General features: G+C 71.9%; 18 protein-coding genes and 1 tRNA gene. 6 read left to right on the top strand and 13 right to left on the bottom strand.

All coding sequences use genetic code 11. From position 1 onward, the window contains the following. Positions 1 to 54: 54 nt before the first annotated feature. On the bottom strand, positions 55 to 729 hold the full coding sequence (locus ACIQ5Y_RS08725) for a pentapeptide repeat-containing protein (RefSeq protein WP_403876774.1): 675 nt from the start codon (positions 727 to 729) through the stop codon (positions 55 to 57). A gap of 73 nt (positions 730 to 802) precedes the next feature. Between ACIQ5Y_RS08725 and ACIQ5Y_RS08720 the strand changes: the two genes are divergently transcribed. After that, positions 803 to 1,795 (top strand): zinc-binding dehydrogenase, encoded by a 993-nt coding sequence (locus ACIQ5Y_RS08720; protein WP_403876771.1) that lies wholly within the window; start codon positions 803 to 805, stop codon positions 1,793 to 1,795. A 4-nt stretch (positions 1,796 to 1,799) separates the two neighbouring features. Here the strand turns inward: ACIQ5Y_RS08720 and ACIQ5Y_RS08715 are convergent, their stop codons facing one another. Then, positions 1,800 to 2,270 carry a GNAT family N-acetyltransferase gene (locus tag ACIQ5Y_RS08715; protein WP_403876768.1) on the bottom strand — a complete coding sequence of 157 codons (471 nt, stop codon included), beginning with the start codon at positions 2,268 to 2,270 and terminating at the stop codon, positions 1,800 to 1,802. Between the two features lie 9 nt (positions 2,271 to 2,279). Continuing rightward, the gene (locus ACIQ5Y_RS08710; RefSeq protein ID WP_403876766.1) at positions 2,280 to 3,113 is read right to left on the bottom strand and encodes an aminoglycoside phosphotransferase family protein; all 834 of its coding nucleotides are present in this window, start codon (positions 3,111 to 3,113) and stop codon (positions 2,280 to 2,282) included. Positions 3,114 to 3,274: 161 nt separating this feature from the next. On the opposite strand from ACIQ5Y_RS08710, the gene ACIQ5Y_RS08705 reads away from it, so the two are divergent. Further along, positions 3,275 to 4,657 (top strand): NAD(P)/FAD-dependent oxidoreductase, encoded by a 1,383-nt coding sequence (locus ACIQ5Y_RS08705; RefSeq protein WP_403876763.1) that lies wholly within the window; start codon positions 3,275 to 3,277, stop codon positions 4,655 to 4,657. Between the two features lie 59 nt (positions 4,658 to 4,716). Here ACIQ5Y_RS08705 and ACIQ5Y_RS08700 read toward each other — a convergent pair. Both ACIQ5Y_RS08700 and ACIQ5Y_RS08695 read right to left on the bottom strand, forming a co-directional pair. Continuing rightward, positions 4,717 to 4,791: transfer RNA gene (locus ACIQ5Y_RS08700), tRNA-Thr, on the bottom strand. 42 nt (positions 4,792 to 4,833) lie between these two features. Beyond that, positions 4,834 to 5,523, bottom strand: coding sequence for a hypothetical protein (locus ACIQ5Y_RS08695; RefSeq protein ID WP_403876760.1), 690 nt, complete (start codon positions 5,521 to 5,523; stop codon positions 4,834 to 4,836). A gap of 174 nt (positions 5,524 to 5,697) precedes the next feature. Here ACIQ5Y_RS08695 and ACIQ5Y_RS08690 point away from each other — a divergent pair, with 174 nt between their 5' ends. The 3 genes from ACIQ5Y_RS08690 to ACIQ5Y_RS08680 all read left to right on the top strand — a co-directional run bounded on the left by ACIQ5Y_RS08690 (position 5,698) and on the right by ACIQ5Y_RS08680 (position 8,152). Next, the gene (locus ACIQ5Y_RS08690) at positions 5,698 to 6,786 is read left to right on the top strand and encodes an ABC transporter ATP-binding protein (protein ID WP_403876757.1); all 1,089 of its coding nucleotides are present in this window, start codon (positions 5,698 to 5,700) and stop codon (positions 6,784 to 6,786) included. 165 nt (positions 6,787 to 6,951) lie between these two features. Next, entirely contained in the window at positions 6,952 to 7,365 is a 414-nt protein-coding gene (locus ACIQ5Y_RS08685; protein WP_384586365.1) for a hypothetical protein, read from the top strand. 67 nt (positions 7,366 to 7,432) lie between these two features. Then, positions 7,433 to 8,152 (top strand): NDP-sugar synthase, encoded by a 720-nt coding sequence (locus ACIQ5Y_RS08680; protein ID WP_403877459.1) that lies wholly within the window; start codon positions 7,433 to 7,435, stop codon positions 8,150 to 8,152. Positions 8,153 to 8,233: 81 nt separating this feature from the next. Here ACIQ5Y_RS08680 and ACIQ5Y_RS08675 read toward each other — a convergent pair whose 3' ends face one another. The 6 genes from ACIQ5Y_RS08675 to ACIQ5Y_RS08650 form a co-directional block, all read right to left on the bottom strand. Continuing rightward, positions 8,234 to 9,766, bottom strand: coding sequence for a DoxX family membrane protein (locus ACIQ5Y_RS08675; protein WP_403876754.1), 1,533 nt, complete (start codon positions 9,764 to 9,766; stop codon positions 8,234 to 8,236). Positions 9,767 to 9,908: 142 nt separating this feature from the next. Continuing rightward, positions 9,909 to 10,880, bottom strand: coding sequence for a 23S rRNA (guanosine(2251)-2'-O)-methyltransferase RlmB (rlmB, locus tag ACIQ5Y_RS08670; protein WP_403876752.1), 972 nt, complete (start codon positions 10,878 to 10,880; stop codon positions 9,909 to 9,911). Between the two features lie 104 nt (positions 10,881 to 10,984). Further along, positions 10,985 to 12,385, bottom strand: coding sequence for a cysteine--tRNA ligase (gene cysS, locus ACIQ5Y_RS08665; RefSeq protein ID WP_403876749.1), 1,401 nt, complete (start codon positions 12,383 to 12,385; stop codon positions 10,985 to 10,987). 94 nt (positions 12,386 to 12,479) lie between these two features. Continuing rightward, a complete protein-coding gene (ispF, locus tag ACIQ5Y_RS08660; RefSeq protein ID WP_403876746.1) occupies positions 12,480 to 12,977 on the bottom strand; it encodes a 2-C-methyl-D-erythritol 2,4-cyclodiphosphate synthase in 498 nt (165 codons plus the stop codon). Next, positions 12,967 to 13,713: a 2-C-methyl-D-erythritol 4-phosphate cytidylyltransferase gene (ispD, locus tag ACIQ5Y_RS08655; RefSeq protein WP_403876743.1), complete on the bottom strand. Its 747-nt coding sequence runs from the start codon at positions 13,711 to 13,713 to the stop codon at positions 12,967 to 12,969. The genes ispF and ispD overlap by 11 nt, the downstream gene beginning before the upstream one ends. A gap of 296 nt (positions 13,714 to 14,009) precedes the next feature. Beyond that, on the bottom strand, positions 14,010 to 14,492 hold the full coding sequence (locus ACIQ5Y_RS08650) for a CarD family transcriptional regulator (RefSeq protein WP_003953493.1): 483 nt from the start codon (positions 14,490 to 14,492) through the stop codon (positions 14,010 to 14,012). Positions 14,493 to 15,151: 659 nt separating this feature from the next. Here ACIQ5Y_RS08650 and ACIQ5Y_RS08645 point away from each other — a divergent pair. After that, the gene (locus tag ACIQ5Y_RS08645) at positions 15,152 to 15,838 is read left to right on the top strand and encodes a DUF461 domain-containing protein (protein ID WP_403876740.1); all 687 of its coding nucleotides are present in this window, start codon (positions 15,152 to 15,154) and stop codon (positions 15,836 to 15,838) included. A gap of 260 nt (positions 15,839 to 16,098) precedes the next feature. Here ACIQ5Y_RS08645 and ACIQ5Y_RS08640 read toward each other — a convergent pair whose 3' ends face one another. Together ACIQ5Y_RS08640 and ACIQ5Y_RS08635 are read right to left on the bottom strand one after the other, a co-directional pair. Then, positions 16,099 to 16,779: a response regulator transcription factor gene (locus ACIQ5Y_RS08640; protein WP_007265514.1), complete on the bottom strand. Its 681-nt coding sequence runs from the start codon at positions 16,777 to 16,779 to the stop codon at positions 16,099 to 16,101. A gap of 52 nt (positions 16,780 to 16,831) precedes the next feature. After that, on the bottom strand, positions 16,832 to 18,031 hold the full coding sequence (locus tag ACIQ5Y_RS08635) for a sensor histidine kinase (protein ID WP_403876738.1): 1,200 nt from the start codon (positions 18,029 to 18,031) through the stop codon (positions 16,832 to 16,834). Positions 18,032 to 18,227 lie beyond the last annotated feature (196 nt).

Here is an 18,227-nt window from a genome sequence, read left to right as displayed (position 1 = left end):
GCCACATGGCCGGCCAGGCACCGAAACCGGCTACGGCTACGGCTACGGCTACGGCTACGGCACCACCCGCACCCCCAACTGCGCAGCAAGCGCCGGCGCCAGGTCGAACAGCTGCGCCGGACTGATCACCGCCCCCGCCAACGCGTCCACCCCCCGCCCGATCAACAGCTCCGCGGCCGACCGCAGGTCCACGTCCGTCATCCGCGCCCCGCTGAAGTCCACCCCCCGCAGCACGCAGTCGCGGAACTCCACCCGCTCCAACACCGCACCCCCGAAGTCCGGCTCCACGAGCACGCACCCCTCGAAGACCACGTCCTTCAGCCGCGCCTTCCGCAGGTTCAGGTAGTCGATCTTGCCGCCCCGGACCAGCACCCGCTCCAGCACCGCCCCGTGCAACTGGACCCCGCCCAGCCGCGCGTCCACCAGCTCCACGTCCCGGAACGAGGCCCCCGCCAGGTCCGTGCCCACCCCCCGGACGCCGTCCAGCACCGAGTCCAGGAACCGCGCCTTCGCCAGCCCCGCCTCATCCAGCGCGCAGCGCCGTACCGCGCAGTCCATGAACCGGGCCCCCACCCCCTCCTGCCCCGCCAGATCGAGGTCCGCGAACTCCAGCCCGTCGTAATCCCCGTCCGGCTCCAGCCCGCGCCCCTCCCACGCCACGAGCTCCGGCAGCCGCACCTCCGGCCGCCGCGCCGCCTTCACCGTCTGCTGCCGTCCGTTGCGCGCCATGGCCCCATCGTCGCCCACCCCACCGACAACAACCCCTTGACCTCAACCGCGCTTTAGGTCCGAGGCTTACCCCATGCACGCCATCCGACTCCACGCCTTCGGCCCCGCCGAGAACCTCTCCTACGAGACCGCCGAAACCCCCAGCCCCGGCCCCGGCCAGGTCCGCATCGCCGTGGCCGCCGCCGGGGTGCACCTGCTCGACACCGCCCTCCGCCAGGGCGACCGGGGCCCCACCCCCGCCCTCCCCGAGCTCCCGACGATCCCCGGCCGGGAAGTCGCCGGCACCGTCGACGCCCTGGGCCCCGGCACCGATCCCGCCTGGCTCGGCAGGGCCGTCGTGACCCACCTCGGCTTCGCCCCCGGCGGCTACGCCGAGTACGCCGTCGCCGACGCCGGCCGCCTCCACCCCGTACCGCCCGGCCTCGACCCCGCAGCGGCCGTCGCCATGATCGGCACCGGCCGCACCACCCTCGGGATCCTCCAGTTCGCCGACCTCGGCCCGGGCTCCACCGCCCTCGTCACCGCCGCCGCCGGAGGCATCGGCACCCTGCTCGTCCAGTACGCGAAGAACGCGGGCGCGACCGTCATCGCCCTCGCCGGCGGCCCCGCCAAGACCGCCCTCGCCGCCGCGAACGGCGCCGACCTCGCCCTCGACTACACCGACCCCGGCTGGCCCGACGCCGTCCGCGCGGCGCACCCCGCCGGCGCCACCGTCCTGTTCGACTCCGTCGGCGGCGAAACCGCCCGCGCCGCCCTCGGACTGCTCGCCCCCGGCGCCCGGCACCTCGTCTTCGGCTGGTCCGGCGGCCCGATCCCGCTCACCGACGCCGACCGCGCCGGGCTCACCGCCCGAGGCATCACCAGCCCGAGCGTGCTGGGCCCCGCCATGCTCCAGCGCGTCGGCGCCCCCGACCCCATGCGCGTACTGGAGACCCGTGCCCTCGCCGAGGCCGCCGCCGGCCGCCTGCGCCCGGCCCTGACCCGCTACCCCCTCGCCGAGGCCGCCGCCGCCCACCGCGACCTGGAATCCCGCGCCACCACCGGCAAGGTGGTCCTGGAGCCCTGACCCCCTACGAGCCCAGCTCCGCGAGCGCCCCGTCCGTCAGCCGGTACACCGTCCACTCGTCCATGGGCACCGCGCCGACCGAGCGGTAGAAGTCGATGGCGGGCGAGTTCCAGTCGAGCACGGACCACTCCAGCCGCTCGTAACCGCGTTCCACGCAGATCCGCGCCAACTCCCGCAGCAGCGCCTTCCCGTGGCCGCCCCCGCGCACGCCCGGCCGGACGTACAGGTCCTCCAGGTAGATCCCGTGCACCCCGCGCCACGTCGAGAAGTTGAGGAACCACATCGCGAAGCCGACGGCCTCCCCGTCCTTCGACTCCGCGATGTGCGCGAACACCGCCGGCCGTTCCCCGAACAGCGCCTCCCGCAACTGCTCCTCGGTGGCCCGCGCCTCGTGCGGCACCTTCTCGTACTCCGCGAGCTCGCGGATCATCGCGCACATGACGGGAACATCACTGACCACAGCACTTCGAATCATCCCCGCACCCTAGACCGGCCGCCCCAGCAGCGCCCGCGCCACCGCCGACTGCCGCTCCTCCAGCCGCTCCTCCCCGTCCTCCACGTCCCACAGGCAGTTCTGCAGCACCCGCCCCAACGTCCACGCGCGCGCCCGCTCCCGGTCCGACCCCACCGCCTCCGCCAGCGACTCGAACCGCCAACGCACCTCTTCCTCCCGGAAGTTGTTGACGATCGCCGGCAGCAACTCGAAACCCGGGTCCCCGGACAGCGGCTTCGGATCGATCGCAAGCCAGGGTTCCCGCCGCTGCCGGCCGCCCGCCAGCACGTTGTCGTAGTGCAGGTCCCAGTGCAGCAGCCGGTCCCCCGGCTCCCCCGCGACCTCCGCCACCGCCGCCGCGCAGTCCCGCAGCAGCCGCCGGTCCCCCTCGTCCGCCAGCCGCGCGAGCGCCGACGGTACGGATTCCAGCATCCCGGCGGCGATCCCCCCGAGCCCCCGCAGTCCGGCCGGCGCGGCCACCGCCGTCAGGCGAGCCAGCAGCCCCCCGACGACCGTCACCGCCGCCCGCGGGTCCTCGCGCGCGAGCGCCGACAGGTGCCGCCCCTCGTCCAGCCGCTCCAGCAGCATCGTGCCCGTGTCCGCGTCGTGCTCCAGCAGCCGTACGCAGCCGTCCCCGTCCCACGCGCGCAGCGCGACCGGTTCCCCGGCGGTCTCCTCGTCCGGGACCAGCACCTTCAGCACCGCCGGACTCCCGTCGGCCCGCTCCACCGGCAGCACCAGGGCCGTCATCCCGCGCATCCCGGGCCCCGTGCACCGCAGTCGCCACCGGTCCAGGAACCGCTCCGCGAGCACCGTCTCGATCATGCTCCGACGCTACAAGAACGGCCCGGCAGCATGCCGGAATCCCCGCCTCCCTACGTCCCCCGCCACCCCTCCCACATCGACCATCCGGCCACCCCTGACCCCCCAAGGCACGACAACACGTCCCTGGACACCCCCTCGAAACGAGGTGTACCAACTCCCCCATGACGATCAACGGCGGCATTTCCTTCTGGTACGCGACCGACCACACCACCCCCGCCGCCCCACCCCGGCCGCCCCTGACCGCCAACGCCACCGCCGATGTCGTCATCGTCGGCGGCGGCTACACCGGCCTGTGGACCGCCTACTACCTCAAGTCCTCCGCCCCCGACCTGCGCGTCACCGTCCTGGAGCAGAAGTTCTGCGGCTACGGGGCCTCCGGCCGCAACGGCGGCTGGCTCTACAACGGCATCGCGGGCCGCGACCGCTACGCCGCCCTCCACGGCCGGCCGGCCGCCCAGCGCCTCCAGCAGGCCATGAACGACACCGTCACCGAAGTCATCGACGTCACCACCAAAGAGAACATCGACGCCGACGTCCACCGCGGCGGCGTCCTCGAAGTGGCCCGCACCCCCGCCCAGCTGAACCGCCTCAAGGCCTTCCACGCCACCGAACTCTCCTTCGGCGAGACCGACCGCGAGCTCTACGACGCCACGGAAACCCACACCCGCATCAACATCGCCGACGCCGTCGGCTCCAGTTGGACCCCGCACGGCGCCCGCATCCACCCCCTCAAGCTGGTCAAGGGCCTGGCCGCGGCCTGCGAACGCCTCGGCGTCGTCATCCACGAGTCGACACCCGTCACGGAGATCGAACCCCGCAGGGCCGTCACCCCCTACGGCACGGTCCGCGCCCCGTACGTCCTGCGCTGCACCGAGGGCTTCACGGCGTCCCTCAAGGGCCAGAAGCGCTCCTGGCTCCCGATGAACTCCTCGATGATCGTCACGGCCCCGCTCCCGGACTCGGTGTGGTCCCAGCTCAACTGGTCGGACGCCCCGCTCCTCGGCGACATGGCCCACGCCTACATGTACGCCCAGCGCACCGCCGACGACCGCATCGCGATCGGCGGCCGCGGCGTCCCGTACCGCTTCGGCTCCCGCACCGACAACGACGGCCGCACCCAGCCGGCCACCATCACCGCCCTGCGCGACCTCCTCTTCGCCTTCTTCCCCCAGCTCACCGGCACGGAGATCACCCACGCCTGGTCGGGCGTCCTCGGCGTCCCCCGCGACTGGTGCGCCACGGTCACCCTGGACTCCGCCACCGGCCTCGGCTGGGCGGGCGGCTACGTCGGCTCGGGCGTGGCCACCGCCAACCTGGCGGCCCGCACCCTGCGCGACCTGGTCCTCGGCACGTCCTCGGACCTGACCACCCTCCCCTGGGTCAACCACCGCGTCCGCCGCTGGGAGCCGGAGCCCTTCCGCTGGCTCGGCGTCCAGGCCCTGTACGCCGCCTACCGCGAGGCGGACCGCCACGAAACGACCACCCACCGCCCGACGACGACCCCCCTGGCCCGCCTGGCCGACCGCATCTCGGGCCGTCACTGATCCCCACCCGCTCATGCCGAAGGCCCCGGACCGATACGGTCCGGGGCCTTCGCACGCGGAGCCCCCTGTCGGATTCGAACCGACGACCTACGCATTACAAGTGCGTTGCTCTGGCCGGACTGAGCTAAGGAGGCGGGGCCGCACTCACTCTACACAGCAGCGGATTCCCCTAGCCATCAAGTTCTGTCCGCCACGGGAAACCCGGCGGCCGCAAGGCCGGGAGCCGCCTGGTCGAGGGTCATGGCCGGGTTGACGGCCTTGATCACCGCCTCGGTCGGCGGCCGCAGTTCCCACACCTGCCGGACCGCCTCCAGGTCGACCTCCCGCCCGTAGTAGCCCCGCGCCCAGTCCGCGTACGCCTCCGGCGTGCCCGCCGCGAGGACGCCGAAGAGGTAGCCCGCGCCGTCCTCCCCTTCCCCGGGCAGCTCCACCGGGCCCGCCCGCCATGCCGTGTCGCCGTTCTCCCGCCAGAAGACGACCGTGGCGACCCTCACCTCGTCGTCGCAGAAGGCCGGCTCGTCCAGCAGCGGCCGGAAGACATCCGGCAGGGTGTCGACGAGGCCGGGCCACAGCTCCATGTTCTCGTTCGTGTAGGGGCTCATCGAGGACTCGTGGTCGAAGCCCCGGCCGAAGACCCCGTCGGGAGTGAAGAGGACGGCGTACTCGGCGCCCGCCGCGTTGTTCATCAACGCGGCCTCGGTCCCCGGGCCCCACGCCGGGTCGTAGTCGAAGTGGCGGCCGTACCTGCCGTCCATCAGCACCTCCAGGGCCGCCAGCGCCCGGCAGCGGTCGCGCAGGGTCTCGGTGTCGGGCAGGACGCGGATCAGTTCGTGGACGTCCCGGGGACGCGGGGTGGTGGCGGTCATGGGTGGCATCCAAGCAGCCGCCTCCGACAGATCGCACAGAGTTCGAAGTCACGGCCGTGCGGGTGCTGACAGGAGGCGGACCGGCCGGTAGCGTCGGGCGGAGTCCACTACGTGGACTAGACCTTCCACTCGGATCGTCCGGCACGTTCCTGCCGGTAGAAGGGATTCATCACCATGGCTTCTGTCACTTTCGACAAGGCGACCCGGCTCTACCCCGGCGGCGAAAAGCCCGCCGTGGACCAGCTGGAGCTGGAGATCGCGGACGGCGAGTTCCTCGTCCTCGTCGGTCCGTCCGGCTGCGGCAAGTCCACCTCGCTGCGCATGCTCGCCGGCCTGGAGGACGTCAACGGCGGCGCCATCCGCATCGGCGACCGCGACGTCACGCACCTGCCGCCCAAGGACCGGGACATCGCGATGGTGTTCCAGAACTACGCGCTCTACCCCCACATGTCCGTCGCCGACAACATGGGCTTCGCGCTCAAGATCGCCGGTGAGGACAAGGCCACCATCCGCCGCAAGGTGGAGGACGCGGCGAAGATGCTCGACCTGACCCAGTACCTCGACCGGAAGCCGAAGGCGCTCTCCGGCGGTCAGCGCCAGCGCGTCGCGATGGGCCGGGCCATCGTGCGCAAGCCGCAGGTGTTCCTCATGGACGAGCCGCTGTCGAACCTGGACGCCAAGCTCCGCGTGTCGACGCGCACCCAGATCGCCGCGCTCCAGCGGGACCTGGGGATCACCACCGTGTACGTCACGCACGACCAGGTCGAGGCCATGACCATGGGCGACCGGGTGGCGGTGCTCAAGGACGGTCTGCTGCAGCAGGTCGACACCCCGCGCAACATGTACGACCGTCCCGCGAACCTCTTCGTCGCCGGCTTCATCGGCTCCCCCGCCATGAACCTGGTCGAGGTTCCGATCACCGACGGCGGCGTGAAGTTCGGCGACAGCGTCGTCCCGGTGTCGCGCGAGGCGCTGTCCGCCGCGGCCGACGCGGGCGACCGCACCGTCACGGTCGGCGTGCGCCCCGAGCACTTCGACATCGGCAGCGAGGGCGGCCTCAGCATCGTCGTGAACGTCGTCGAGGAGCTGGGTGCGGACGGGTACGTCTACGGCTCCACCAAGACCCCCTCGGGCTCTCAGGACATCGTGGTCCGCGTGAACGGCCGCCAGGTGCCGGAGAAGGGCTCGACGCTGCACGTGGCGCCGCGGCCCGGTGAGATCCACGTGTTCTCGACCTCCTCCGGCGAGCGGCTCTCCGACTGAGCCGTCACCGCGGTGAGATGAGAGGGGCGTCCCGTCAAGGGGCGCCCCTTTTCGTGGCATTCGACCCTGGCACGTCAACCCATAAATCGAAAAGCCGCATCGAACCATCCCCCGACCGGGTGACTAAATGTCGCCAAATCCTCACCTAGCGCTACTCTCGCCCTCGTGACCCACACTGCCCGCCGAATCGGCCGTTCCCTCGCCCTGGTCCTGCCCGTCGTCCTGGTCCTGTCCGGGACGCTCGCGGTCACGATGGTCCCCTGGGCGGACAACTCCTCCTCCCAGATCCTGACGGCCTCCGCCGAGGGCGTCTCCGCTCCCGCGAAGCCGCGTGCCCCGCACGAGGTGCTGCGCGACGACCTCGTCGGCCAGTTGCAGCGGGGCAAGGCGCCGGGTGACGTACTCACCGACCTCCAGCAGGAGGTGAACCGGCGGCCGTCGCTCGCCGAGCACTGCGTGGGCATCGCGCGGGCGTTGGGGCGGGCCGCCGTCGAGGCGTACGGGCCGACCAAGGCGCAGTCCTTCGCGCGTCCCGTGTGCGACACCTCGTACGCGACCGGCGTCGCCTCCATGGGCTGAGGCGGACCGCCTCCCTACGCTGGCCTTCATGAACGAACCCCCCCGATCCGCCCCTCCCGCAGCCGCGTTGCCCGCCGCCCCCACCCAGGCAGTCGTCCTGGCGGGCGGCCAGGGTTCGCGGCTGCGGCCGTATACGGACGACCGGCCGAAGCCGATGGTCGAGATCCCGGGCACGGGGGTGCCGATCATCGGCCATCAACTGGCGTGGCTGGCCTCCGAGGGGGTCACGGACGCCGTGGTGTCCTGCGGGCACCTCGCCGAGGTGCTCCAGGAGTGGCTGGACGGGGCCCGGTTGCCGTTGCGGGTGACGACGGTGGTGGAGGAGGAGCCGCTCGGCCGGGGCGGCGGCCTCAAGTACGCGGCACGGCACCTGCCGTACCCGGACCGGGCCTGGTACGCGACGAACGGGGACGTCTGGACCCGGTTCTCGCTGCGCGAGATGGCGGCCTTCCACGAGGAGCGGGGCGCGACGGCGACCCTGGCGCTGGCCCGGCCGCGGATCCCGTGGGGAGTGGTGGAGACGAACGAGTTCGGTCAGGTGCTGGACTTCATCGAGGCGCCGCCGTCGCCGTACCCGGTCAATGCGGGGGTGTACGTCTTCGGTCCCGAATTCGCCTCGCTCCTCCCGGATTTGGGGGACCACGAGCGGACGACGTTCCCGCGCCTGGCACGTGAGCGGCGGCTGGCGGGCTTCCCGCTGCCGCAGGGGGCCTACTGGCGGGCGATCGACACGGCGAAGGACCTGACCGAGGCGGCGAGGGAGTTGGCGGCCCAGACCGCCTCCTGAGGCCCGCCTCCCGCTCGTGCGAAGCGAGGGGCCCGGCGCCTCCCGTGCGCCGGGCCCCTCGATTCGTACGCGGCCGTCGGCTCAGCCGATGAGGCCGCCGATCAGGTTGGCCGGCTGCTTGGAGGGCGCCCCCGCGCCGTTCGCGCTGCTCCCGGAGCTGGTCGGGGTCTTCGGGGAGGTCGACTGGCGCGGGGTGCTGCGCGGGGTCGACTTGCCGGTGGTGCCCTTCGTCGCGGTGGGCGACTGCGAGCCCGTCCCGGTGGTTTCCCGGGCGGGGCCGCCCGTGGCGCTCGCGCCGGGCTTGGCGGAGGGCCCGGTGGCCGTCGCGGACGGCTGCGGCTTCGCCGGCTGCTGCGGGTGCGAGGGCTGCTGCCGGGCCGGGGCCTGCGGCAGCGGCTGGCCGGGGAGGTAGTTCGTCGGGGCCTGGCCGGGGCCGGGCACGGTGACCACGGTGCTGGAGCGGACGGCGCCGCCGAGGAGTGAGCCGACGAGCAGGGTGAGCCCGCAGACGACGGTGGCCATGACGGCTCCGCGCCGCAGGACGCGCCGCCGCAGCTGCCAGATCTCGGAGCGGGGACCGAGGGTGCGCCAGGCCTCCCCGGCGAGGCGTCCGTCGAGGGAGTAGACGGGCGCGCCCGCGATGATCAGCGGGCTCCAGGCGGCGAGGTAGATGATGTCGGGCGCGTCGTAGGCGGGGACGGTCTTCCAGCTCACCGTCATCAGGAGCGCGGCGGAGAGCAGGGCGCCGATGCAGGCGGCGAAGCGCTGCCACAGGCCGAAGACGGTCAGGACGCCGACGATGACCTGGAGGAAGGCCACGGTGAGCCCGGCGCCGACGGGGTGGGCGAGGGCGAAGTCGCGCAGCGGCTCGGCGAGGGCCCAGGGGTGCAGGGTGCGCAGCCAGGTGACCATGGAGCCGCGTTCGCCGCCGTCGAAGTAGACGGGGTCGCACAGCTTGCCCATGCCGGCGTAGATGGAGATGAAGCCGAGGAAGCACCGCAGCGGGAGCAGGACGACGCCGAGGTTCATGCGGCGGCCGGGGTAGTACGAGGCCTGACCGCGGGAGTCGGAGGCGGTGCGGCGGCCGTCCGCCGCCTGGTCGGGGGCCCCGCCGCCGGTGCGCGCGGGCTCGTACGGCAGGTCCCGTACGGCGGCCATCGTGCGCGTCTCGTCCGGGTCGCCGTAGCTGCGCTGGCCGATGACGGTCGGCGTGGCGAGGGTGTCGTCGGCGAGGTCGTGCGCGAGGTCGACTCGGGGGATGACCTGGGTGGCTCCGCCGTCGTAGTCGCCGCCGTACTCGTCGCGGCCGCGCCCGGCCTCGCGTACGGCCTGGAGGAGGCCGCCCATGGCGGCGGAGTCGCCGGGGGCCGACCTGCCGCTCCAGACGACGGGGGCCCGGCGGCGGGTGGCCCCGGCGGCAGCGGCCACGGCGCCGCCGAGGACGGGTGCGCGGGAGGGGGCGTTCGCGGGCTTGGAACGCGCGCTCGTGCTCGGTGCGAGCCGCACGCGGAAGCTGGCGTGGTTGACGATGACCTGTGCGGGATCGCACGGCACCTTGACCATGCTCAGCGCGGGCTGGTCGTCGAACCCTGACGTTCTGGTGTCCACACTCATCTAACCGAGTGATCAGTGTTTAGGACACTGCCTTGACACCAGCGATGTGTCCGAGGCCCGTCAAGATCAAGCCACCCCGCCCGAAACGGGCGGGGTGACACGCTCACGGGTCACATTCCGTGAGCCAAGTGGATCAAGCGGTTCAGGTGCGCGGGGTCGTGGCGCGGCGGCGGGCGGCCTCGTAGAGGACGACGCCCGCGGCGACACCGGCGTTGAGCGACTCGGCGCCGCCCGGCATCGGGATGCGGACGAGGTAGTCGCAGTTCTCGCCGACGAGGCGGCCGAGGCCCTTGCCCTCGGAGCCGACGACGATGACGACCGGGCCGGCGAGCGCGTCGAGGTCCTGGACCTCGTGCGTGCCCTCGGCGGCGAGGCCGACGATGGCGATGCCGGCCTTCTTGTACTCCTGGAGGGCGCGGGTCAGGTTGGTGACGCGCGAGACCGGGGTGCGGGCGGCGGTGCCGGCGGAGGTCTTCCAGGCTCCGGCGGTCATGCCGGCGGCGCGGCGCTCGGGGATGACCACGCCGTGGCCGCCGAAGGCGGAGACGGAGCGGACGATCGCGCCGAGGTTGCGCGGGTCGGTGACGCCGTCGAGGGCGACGATGAGGGGCTCCTCACCGTTGTCGTAGGCGGCGTCGGTGAGGTCCTCGGGGTGCGCGTACTCGTACGGCGGGACCTGGAGGACCAGGCCCTGGTGGTTGAGCCCGTTGGTCATCCGGTCGAGCTCGGGGCGCGGGGCTTCCATCAGGTTGATGTTGCCGCGCTCGCCGGCGAGCCGGAGGGCCTCGCGGACGCGCTCGTCGTTGTCGATGAACTGCTGGACGTACAGGGTGGTGGCGGGGACGCCGTCGCGCAGCGCCTCGAAGACCGGGTTGCGGCCGACGACCATCTCGCTGGTGCCCTTGGGGCCGCCTCGGCGGGGGGCGGGACGACGCTTGGCGGCCTGCCGGGCCATGGCGTTGGCGATGCGGTTCGCCTTGTGCTTCTTGCGGTCCTCGGCCTTGGGCGTGGGGCCCTTGCCTTCCAGACCCTTGCGCCGCTGGCCACCGCTGCCGACCGTCGCGCCCTTCTTGTTGGACGTGCGGCGGTTCCTGCGCTGGCTGTTCCCGGCCATGACTTCTACCTGTTTCGTCTGGTGCTGCGATATGTACGTATGAAGAGTGTGCCGCCCGGAGTGCCGGGCGGCACAACAGGCTGAGCCGGCTGTGCCGGCGCGACTCAGCGGGGGCCGAGTGTCCAGCGCGGTCCGGTCGGGCTGTCCTCGATGACGAGGCCCGACTGCTGGAGCTGGTCGCGGATGGCGTCGGCGGTGGCCCAGTCCTTGCGGGCGCGGGCGGACTCGCGCTGCTCCAGGACGAGGCGCACGAGGGTGTCCACGGCGCCGTGGAGGTCCTCGCCGCGGTCGGTCTCCTCGGCCCAGTGCGGGTCGAGGGGGTCCAGGCCGAGGACGCCGAGCATGGCCCGTACCTCGGACAGGCGCGCGATGGCCTCGTCCTTGTCGTCGGCGGCCAGCGCGCTGTTGCCCTGGCGGACGGTGGTGTGGACGATGGCGAGCGCCTGCGGGACCCCGAGGTCGTCGTCCATGGCCTCGGCGAAGGCGGGCGGGACCTCGGCGGCGGGCTCGACAGGCGAGCCGGCCTTCTCGATGACGCGCTGGTAGAAGCCCTCGATGCGCGCGAACGCGGACTCGGCCTCGCGCAGGGCCTCCTCGCTGTACTCGATCATCGACCGGTAGTGCGGGGTGCCGAGGTAGTAGCGCAGCACGATGGGGCGCCACTGCTTGACCATCTCGGAGACGAGGACCGAGTTCCCGAGGGACTTGGACATCTTCTCGCCGGACATGGTGACCCAGGCGTTGTGGACCCAGTACTTGGCGAACTCGTCGCCGAAGGCCTTGGCCTGGGCGATCTCGTTCTCGTGGTGCGGGAAGATCAGGTCGAGTCCGCCGCCGTGGATGTCGAAGGCCTCGCCGAGGTACTTGTGCGCCATGGCGGAGCATTCGAGGTGCCAGCCGGGGCGACCGCGACCCCAGGGGGTCTCCCAGGAGGGCTCGCCCGGCTTGACGGACTTCCACATGGCGAAGTCGCGCGGGTCGCGCTTGCCGGTCTCGCCCGTGGACTCCGGCTGGCGGATGTTGTCGAGCTCCTGGCGGGAGAGCGAGAGGTAGCCGGGGAACGACTTCACGTCGAAGTAGACGTTGCCCTCGGACTCGTAGGCGTGACCGCGCTCGATGAGGCCGCGCATCATCTCGACCATCTCGGTGACGTGGCCGGTGGCGCGGGGCTCATAGGTGGGCGGGAGGCAGCCGAGGGCGGTGTAGCCGTCGTTGAAGGCGCGCTCGTTCTCGTAGCCGATGGACCACCAGGGGCGCCGCTGCTCGGCGGACTTCGCGATGATCTTGTCGTCGATGTCCGTGACGTTGCGGATGAAGGTGACCTCGTAGCCCCGGTACTCGAACCAGCGGCGCATCATGTCGAAGTTGAGGCCCGACCGGATGTGCCCGATGTGCGGGGCTGCCTGGACGGTGGCGCCACAGAGGTAGATCGAGACGCAGCCCTCGGTGAGCGGGACGAAGTCGCGGATCTGCCGGGCGCTGGTGTCGTACAGGCGAATAGTCACGGCATCCAGGGTAGTGCGCGCATAGCAGTGCCCCGCGACCCTTTGGGGCCCCGGGGCACCTTTGTTGCCGAAGATGTGCCGTCTCCGGCGGAATTCAGCCCCGGTTCGTCCGGTACACGAGCGCGGTGGCGATCGCGGCGAGCCCTTCGGCGCGCCCGGTGAGGCCGAGTCCGTCGGTGGTGGTGCCCGAGACGGAGACGGGGGCGCCCGCCGCGGCGGCGAGCGCCTTCTGTGCCTCTTCGCGCCGCTTGCCGATCTTCGGGCGCACTCCGATGACCTGGATCGCGATGTTGCCGATCTCGAAGCCCTCGGCGCGGACGATACGGGCGGCCTCCGCCAGGAGGGTGACGCCGGCGGCTCCGGACCACTCGGGGCGGGAGGTGCCGAAGTGCGCGCCGAGGTCGCCGACGCCGGCGGCGGAGAAGAGCGCGTCGCAGGCGGCGTGCGCGGCCACGTCCCCGTCGGAGTGCCCGGCGAGGCCGTCCTCGCCCTCCCACAGCAGGCCGGCGCACCACAGTTCGCGGCCGGTCTCGAAGGCGTGCACGTCGGTGCCGATGCCGACCTGGGGGATCAGCGGCAGGTCAGTAGACATCGGTGGCCCTCCTGCGGGCGAGTACGGCCTCGGCGAGGACCAGGTCGAGGGGGCGGGTGACCTTGAAGGCCTCTTCGTGGCCGGGGACGACCAGCACGGTGGTGCCGAGCCGCTCGACCATGCCGGCGTCGTCGGTGGCGCCCTCGCCGTCGACGGCGATCTCGTCGTGCGCGCGCAGCAGCGTGGCGACGTCGAAGCCCTGCGGGGTCTGTACGGCGCGCAGCCGGGCCCGCTCGGGGGTGGCGACGACCGGCTCGGGCTCGCCGGGCTTGCCGGGCTCGACTTCCTTGACGGTGTCGGCGAGCGGCAGGGCGGGGACCACGGCGGCGGCGCCCCGGTGCACGGCCTCGACGACGGAGTCCACGGTGTCGACGGGGACGAGCGGGCGGGCCGCGTCGTGGATGAGGACGGAGGTGATGTCCGCGGGGAGCGCGCGCAGGCCGGCCCGTACGGATTCCTGGCGGGTCTCCCCGCCGGGGACGACCAGGACCTCGGTCCGCTCCGGCAGGGCGTGCTCGGCGAGCAGGAGGCGCACCTCCTCGGCCCCGTCGGACGGGGCGACGACCACCACGAGGGAGATCGCGCGCGAGCGGGCCATCGCGCGGACGGCGTGGACGAGCATCGGGGTGCCGCCGAGGGCCCGCAGGGCCTTGGGGGCACCGGGGCCGAGGCGTACCCCCCGGCCGGCGGCCGGGATCACCGCGGCGGTGCGGTGGGGGCGCGTTTCGTCAGACATCAGTAGCTCCGAGCCAGGTTTGTGACTTCGGCCGACATGGGTATGGCCTGAAGCGTGCCGGGTGCGACGCCCCTCGCCCCTTCCGTGACGACCGGTCGAGCAGGCTGCCCGGACCCGGCACGCCATCGAGGTGATGGGTTCTGAACCGGTTCTGAAACGGTAGATCAAAAGGCATGGGTACAGACATGCCGCAGCGCCCGGCAACAGGCCTCTCTCGGAGGAGAGACCGTGTCATCGGGCACCGCGGCACAACTGTGTACACCCAGTTTCGAAGAACGTGGTGTACGGGCCTCGCGTCAGGACGCGAGCACCTCGTCGAGGAGGGCCTCGGCCTTGTCCTCGTTCGTGTTCTCAGCGAGCGCGAGCTCGCTCACCAGGATCTGACGCGCCTTCGCGAGCATGCGCTTCTCGCCCGCGGAGAGCCCGCGCTCACGCTCACGACGCCACAGGTCACGCACCACTTCGGCGACCTTGATGACATCGCCAGAAGCGAGCTTCTCCAGATTTGCCTTGTAGCGCCGGGACCAGTTCGTCGGCTCTTCTGCGTACGGTGCGCGGAGCACCTCGAAGACCCGGTCCAGCCCGTCCTGGCCGACTACGTCGCGAACACCGACGAACTCTGCATTGTCCGCAGGCACGCGAACCGTCAGGTCGCCCTGAGCGACCTTGAGCACCAAGTAGGTCTTGTCCACGCCTTTGATCTGACGAGTCTCAATGGCCTCGATCAGCGCGGCCCCGTGATGGGGATAGACCACGGTGTCGCCAACCTTGAACGTCATGTGACAGGTACCCCTTCCGTGGCTATCCAGGGTAACACGAGAACTGACTGTTATGAATGGCGTTTTCGCAGGTCAGGGCACATCTCGGGGCTTGACAACAGCAACAGGAACGTGCTGCGAAGGGCTTCTGGAAGGGGGTATTCGCAGGTCGGGGGCGCTGTGCGGACCAGCCGAAAGGGCCACGCTACACCTCCCCCGTGCCGCCGCCAGTGTGACGTACGTCCCGTTTTGCCGGTTTGCGCGCCGGGAAACCGAACTACTCCGTTCGACTGGCGGGCACCCGCACGGATCGGTTCCGGACCAATCCTGAATTGATCACGAAGCGCCGTTCGAAGGAATCTCGGAATTTGATCACCGGCGGCCGCGCCGTGTTATGCGCAGGCCCTCCGGGACTTCACGTGATCGACACGTGAAGCCGACATGAAGCAGCGCGGGGAGCGGGACATCAAGCGGGGCCTGAACCGACGCGTGATCGACGAGAGGAATGGAAGATCGCGGCACCCGCGTGAGGGCGGGGGCCGCGCTGCGGAGGGTCGGGTGCGGGGGCAGGGTGGCGGCTCGGTAACCTGAGCCCGCTGACACACCCTTAGAGCGGCTTTACCCCGGCCGTTCCGAGGACCCACCCTTCCGTTCCGTACGTCCAAGGAGATGCCGCCGCCGTGAGCCGCAGCCTTCGACGCGGCGCCCTCGCCGCCACCGCCGTCGTGTTCTCGATCGCCTCGCTGGCCGCCTGCGGCGCCGGCCAGGACGCGCAGACCCTCCAGATCAAGCCGGACAACGCCGCCACCACCAAGGGCGTCATCAAGATCCAGAACGCTCTGATCATCCAGGGCGAGAAGGAGAAGAAGGGCCCCGCCGCCATTTCGGCGACGGTCTTCAACTCCGGCAAGACGGAGCAGACCCTCGACGCCATCACCCTCCCGGGTGGCAAGGGCAAGGTCACCCTGAAGGGTGCCGAGGGCTCGGGCAAGGTCACCGTGCCGGCCGGCGGGTCCGTGGTCCTGGGCGGCAAGGGCAACGCCTCCGCCGTGATCGAGGAAGGCGCCGAGGCCGCCAAGCTCGGCGAGAACCAGAGGGTCGTCTTCCAGCTCAGCCGCACGGGCGACGTCGCGCTGGGCGCCTTCGTGGTCCCCGCCACCGGCATGTACGCCGCGTGGGGCCCCACCGTCGCCCCGGGCGCCGTCCCGGCCGCCGGCACCACCCCTTCGGGCACCCCGTCCGGCACCCCCTCGGGCACGCCGTCCGGCACTCCCTCGGGCGCTGCCTCGGGCACCCCGGCGGGCGCGGCCTCGGGCACCCCGGCGGGCACCCCGTCCGGCTCGGCCTCGCACGGCGCCGGCCACTGAGGCACGTACGCAAACGGGAAGGGCCCCGGCCGCACGATGCGGCCGGGGCCCTTCCCGTAGCTGCGGGGGCGGCGCCGGCTTACGGCTCGAACTTGTAGCCGAGGCCGCGCACGATCACCAGGTAGCGCGGCGCACCGGGATCGGGCTCGAGCCCCATCCCGCGTGCGCCCCTCGCACGGCGAGGCCCCGGGGGGCCACACCGGCTTCGAGACGCTGCGCCGGCCTCCGACCGGCCCCGGAACACCGGCAGAGTCGTCGGCTTACGGCTCGAACTTGTAGCCGAGGCCGCGCACCGTCACCAGGTAGCGCGGGGCACCCGGGTCCGGCTCGATCTTGGCCCGCAGGCGCTTGACGTGGACGTCGAGGGTCTTGGTGTCGCCGACGTAGTCCGCGCCCCAGACCCGGTCGATCAGCTGCATGCGGGTCAGCACGCGACCCGCGTTGCGCAGGAGCATCTCCAGCAGGTCGAACTCCTTCAGCGGGAGGTCCACCTTGGCGCCGGCGACGGTGACCACGTGGCGGTCGACGTCCATGCGGACCGGACCGGCCTCCAGGGCGGCCGGGGTGACCTCTTCCGGCTCGCCGCGGCGGCGCAGGACCGCGCGGATGCGGGCGACCAGCTCCCGCGAGGAGAAGGGCTTCGTGACGTAGTCGTCCGCTCCTATCTCCAGCCCGACGACCTTGTCGATCTCGCTGTCCTTGGCGGTCACCATGATCACGGGAACGTTGGAGCGGCCGCGCAGCTGTCGGCAGACCTCCGTACCCGGCAGGCCGGGGAGCATCAGGTCGAGGAGGACGAGGTCGGCGCCGTTGCGCTCGAACTCGTCGAGCCCGTCGGGCCCGGTCGCCGCGATGGCGACCTCGAAGCCCTCCTTGCGGAGCATGTAGGACAGGGCGTCGCTGAAGGATTCCTCATCCTCGACGACGAGCACTCGGGTCACGGAAGGTCCTCCGGGGCAGGTGTGGCTGGAGCGGTTTGCGGGGGTGTCGGGGTCAGGCGGGGGTCGGGTGGGTGTGGCGGTCCGGCGCCGGGGACTGCGCCGCCGCTTCGGGGAGCCTCAGGGTGAAGGTGGACCCCTGGCCTTCGGAACTCCATACCGACACCTCCCCTCCGTGCGAGGCCGCTACGTGCTTCACGATCGCAAGGCCGAGGCCGGTTCCTCCCGTGGCTCGGGAGCGGGCCGGGTCCACGCGGTAGAAGCGCTCGAAGATGCGCTCGCGGTCCTTTTCCGGGATGCCGATGCCCTGGTCGGTCACGGCGATCTCGATCAAGTCTCCCCCGGGGGCCGTCACCCTGCGTCCGGCTATGCCGACGCGGGTGCGGGCGGGGCTGTAGTTGACGGCGTTCTCGACCAGATTTCCGAGGGCTGCCGCGAGCTGGCCGCGGTTGCCCCAGACGCGCAGGTCGGCGGTGCCGCCCGCGGCCATGGTGATCTGCTTCGACGACGCCGTGTGGCGGCAGCGGTCTATGGCCTCGGCCACGAGGGTGTCCACGCGGACGGGCTCGGCGTCCTCCAGCGGGTCGTCGTTCTGGACCCGGGAGAGGTCGATGAGCTCCTGGACGAGGTTGATCAGCCGGGTGGCCTCGATCTGCATCCGGCCCGCGAAGCGGCTGACCGCCTCGGGGTCGTCGGCGGCGTCCATGACGGCCTCGGAGAGCAGGGAGATCGCGCCCACCGGGGTCTTCAGCTCGTGCGAGACGTTGGCCACGAAGTCACGGCGGACGGCCTCGATGCGACGGGCCTCGGTGAGGTCCTCGACCAGGAGCAGTACGAGGCGCGAGCCCAGCGGGGCGACGCGCGCCGAGACCGCGAGGGCCTCGCCGCGGCCGGTGCCGCGCCGGGGCAGGTCGAGCTCGACCTGGCGTATCTCCCCGTCGCGGCGGGTGTCGCGGGCCATGTGCAGCATGGGCTCCACGGCGAGCTTGCCGCCGCGGACCAGCCCGAGGGCGTACGCGGCCGAGCTCGCCTTGACCACCGCGTCGCCCTCGTCGAGCACCACGGCGGAGGACCGCAGCACGGACAGGACGGTGTCCACGCCGGGCGGCAGTACCGCGTTGATGTCGGGGCGCATGGAGCTCCGGGTGGGGCGGGCCTGGTCGCGCTCGCTCCAGCGGAACGCCAGCATCGCGATGACGCCGGTACACAGACCGGCGATCGCTGCAGCTGCGGCGACCGCCGCGTTCACGTCCATGGATCCAGGTTAAGCAGGCCCGACGACACTTCCACAGCCGTTCGGGTGGCACCTCGAACAGTCGTCGCCCAGAGTTCACCCTGGCGACGGGGTTGATTCATTTGTGATGCCGGAGTCGGACGCGTTTGCGGTTCAACGTGAAAACGTGGGGCCCGGACACACATCCCCGGGCGCCGGAACACCAGCGGTAGAGCTG

The organism is Streptomyces sp. NPDC096339 (assembly GCF_044762985.1).
Lineage (GTDB): Bacteria > Actinomycetota > Actinomycetes > Streptomycetales > Streptomycetaceae > Streptomyces.
The sequence above is the reverse complement of the archived record's forward strand: the minus strand, read 5'-3'. Positions and strand labels throughout refer to the sequence as shown.

Bases quoted from the DNA above. Each gene is read 5' to 3' on its own strand.
- ACIQ5Y_RS08725 (WP_403876774.1), bottom strand. From the start codon at position 729: ATGGCGCGCAACGGACGGCAGCAGACGGTGAAGGCGGCGCGGCGGCCG.
- ACIQ5Y_RS08720 (WP_403876771.1), top strand. From the start codon at position 803: ATGCACGCCATCCGACTCCACGCCTTCGGCCCCGCCGAGAACCTCTCC.
- ACIQ5Y_RS08715 (WP_403876768.1), bottom strand. From the start codon at position 2,270: ATGATTCGAAGTGCTGTGGTCAGTGATGTTCCCGTCATGTGCGCGATG.
- ACIQ5Y_RS08710 (WP_403876766.1), bottom strand. From the start codon at position 3,113: ATGATCGAGACGGTGCTCGCGGAGCGGTTCCTGGACCGGTGGCGACTG.
- ACIQ5Y_RS08705 (WP_403876763.1), top strand. From the start codon at position 3,275: ATGACGATCAACGGCGGCATTTCCTTCTGGTACGCGACCGACCACACC.
- ACIQ5Y_RS08695 (WP_403876760.1), bottom strand. From the start codon at position 5,523: ATGACCGCCACCACCCCGCGTCCCCGGGACGTCCACGAACTGATCCGC.
- ACIQ5Y_RS08690 (WP_403876757.1), top strand. From the start codon at position 5,698: ATGGCTTCTGTCACTTTCGACAAGGCGACCCGGCTCTACCCCGGCGGC.
- ACIQ5Y_RS08675 (WP_403876754.1), bottom strand. From the start codon at position 9,766: ATGAGTGTGGACACCAGAACGTCAGGGTTCGACGACCAGCCCGCGCTG.
- rlmB (WP_403876752.1), bottom strand. From the start codon at position 10,880: ATGGCCGGGAACAGCCAGCGCAGGAACCGCCGCACGTCCAACAAGAAG.
- ispF (WP_403876746.1), bottom strand. From the start codon at position 12,977: ATGTCTACTGACCTGCCGCTGATCCCCCAGGTCGGCATCGGCACCGAC.
- ispD (WP_403876743.1), bottom strand. From the start codon at position 13,713: ATGTCTGACGAAACGCGCCCCCACCGCACCGCCGCGGTGATCCCGGCC.
- ACIQ5Y_RS08650 (WP_003953493.1), bottom strand. From the start codon at position 14,492: ATGACGTTCAAGGTTGGCGACACCGTGGTCTATCCCCATCACGGGGCC.
- ACIQ5Y_RS08635 (WP_403876738.1), bottom strand. From the start codon at position 18,031: ATGGACGTGAACGCGGCGGTCGCCGCAGCTGCAGCGATCGCCGGTCTG.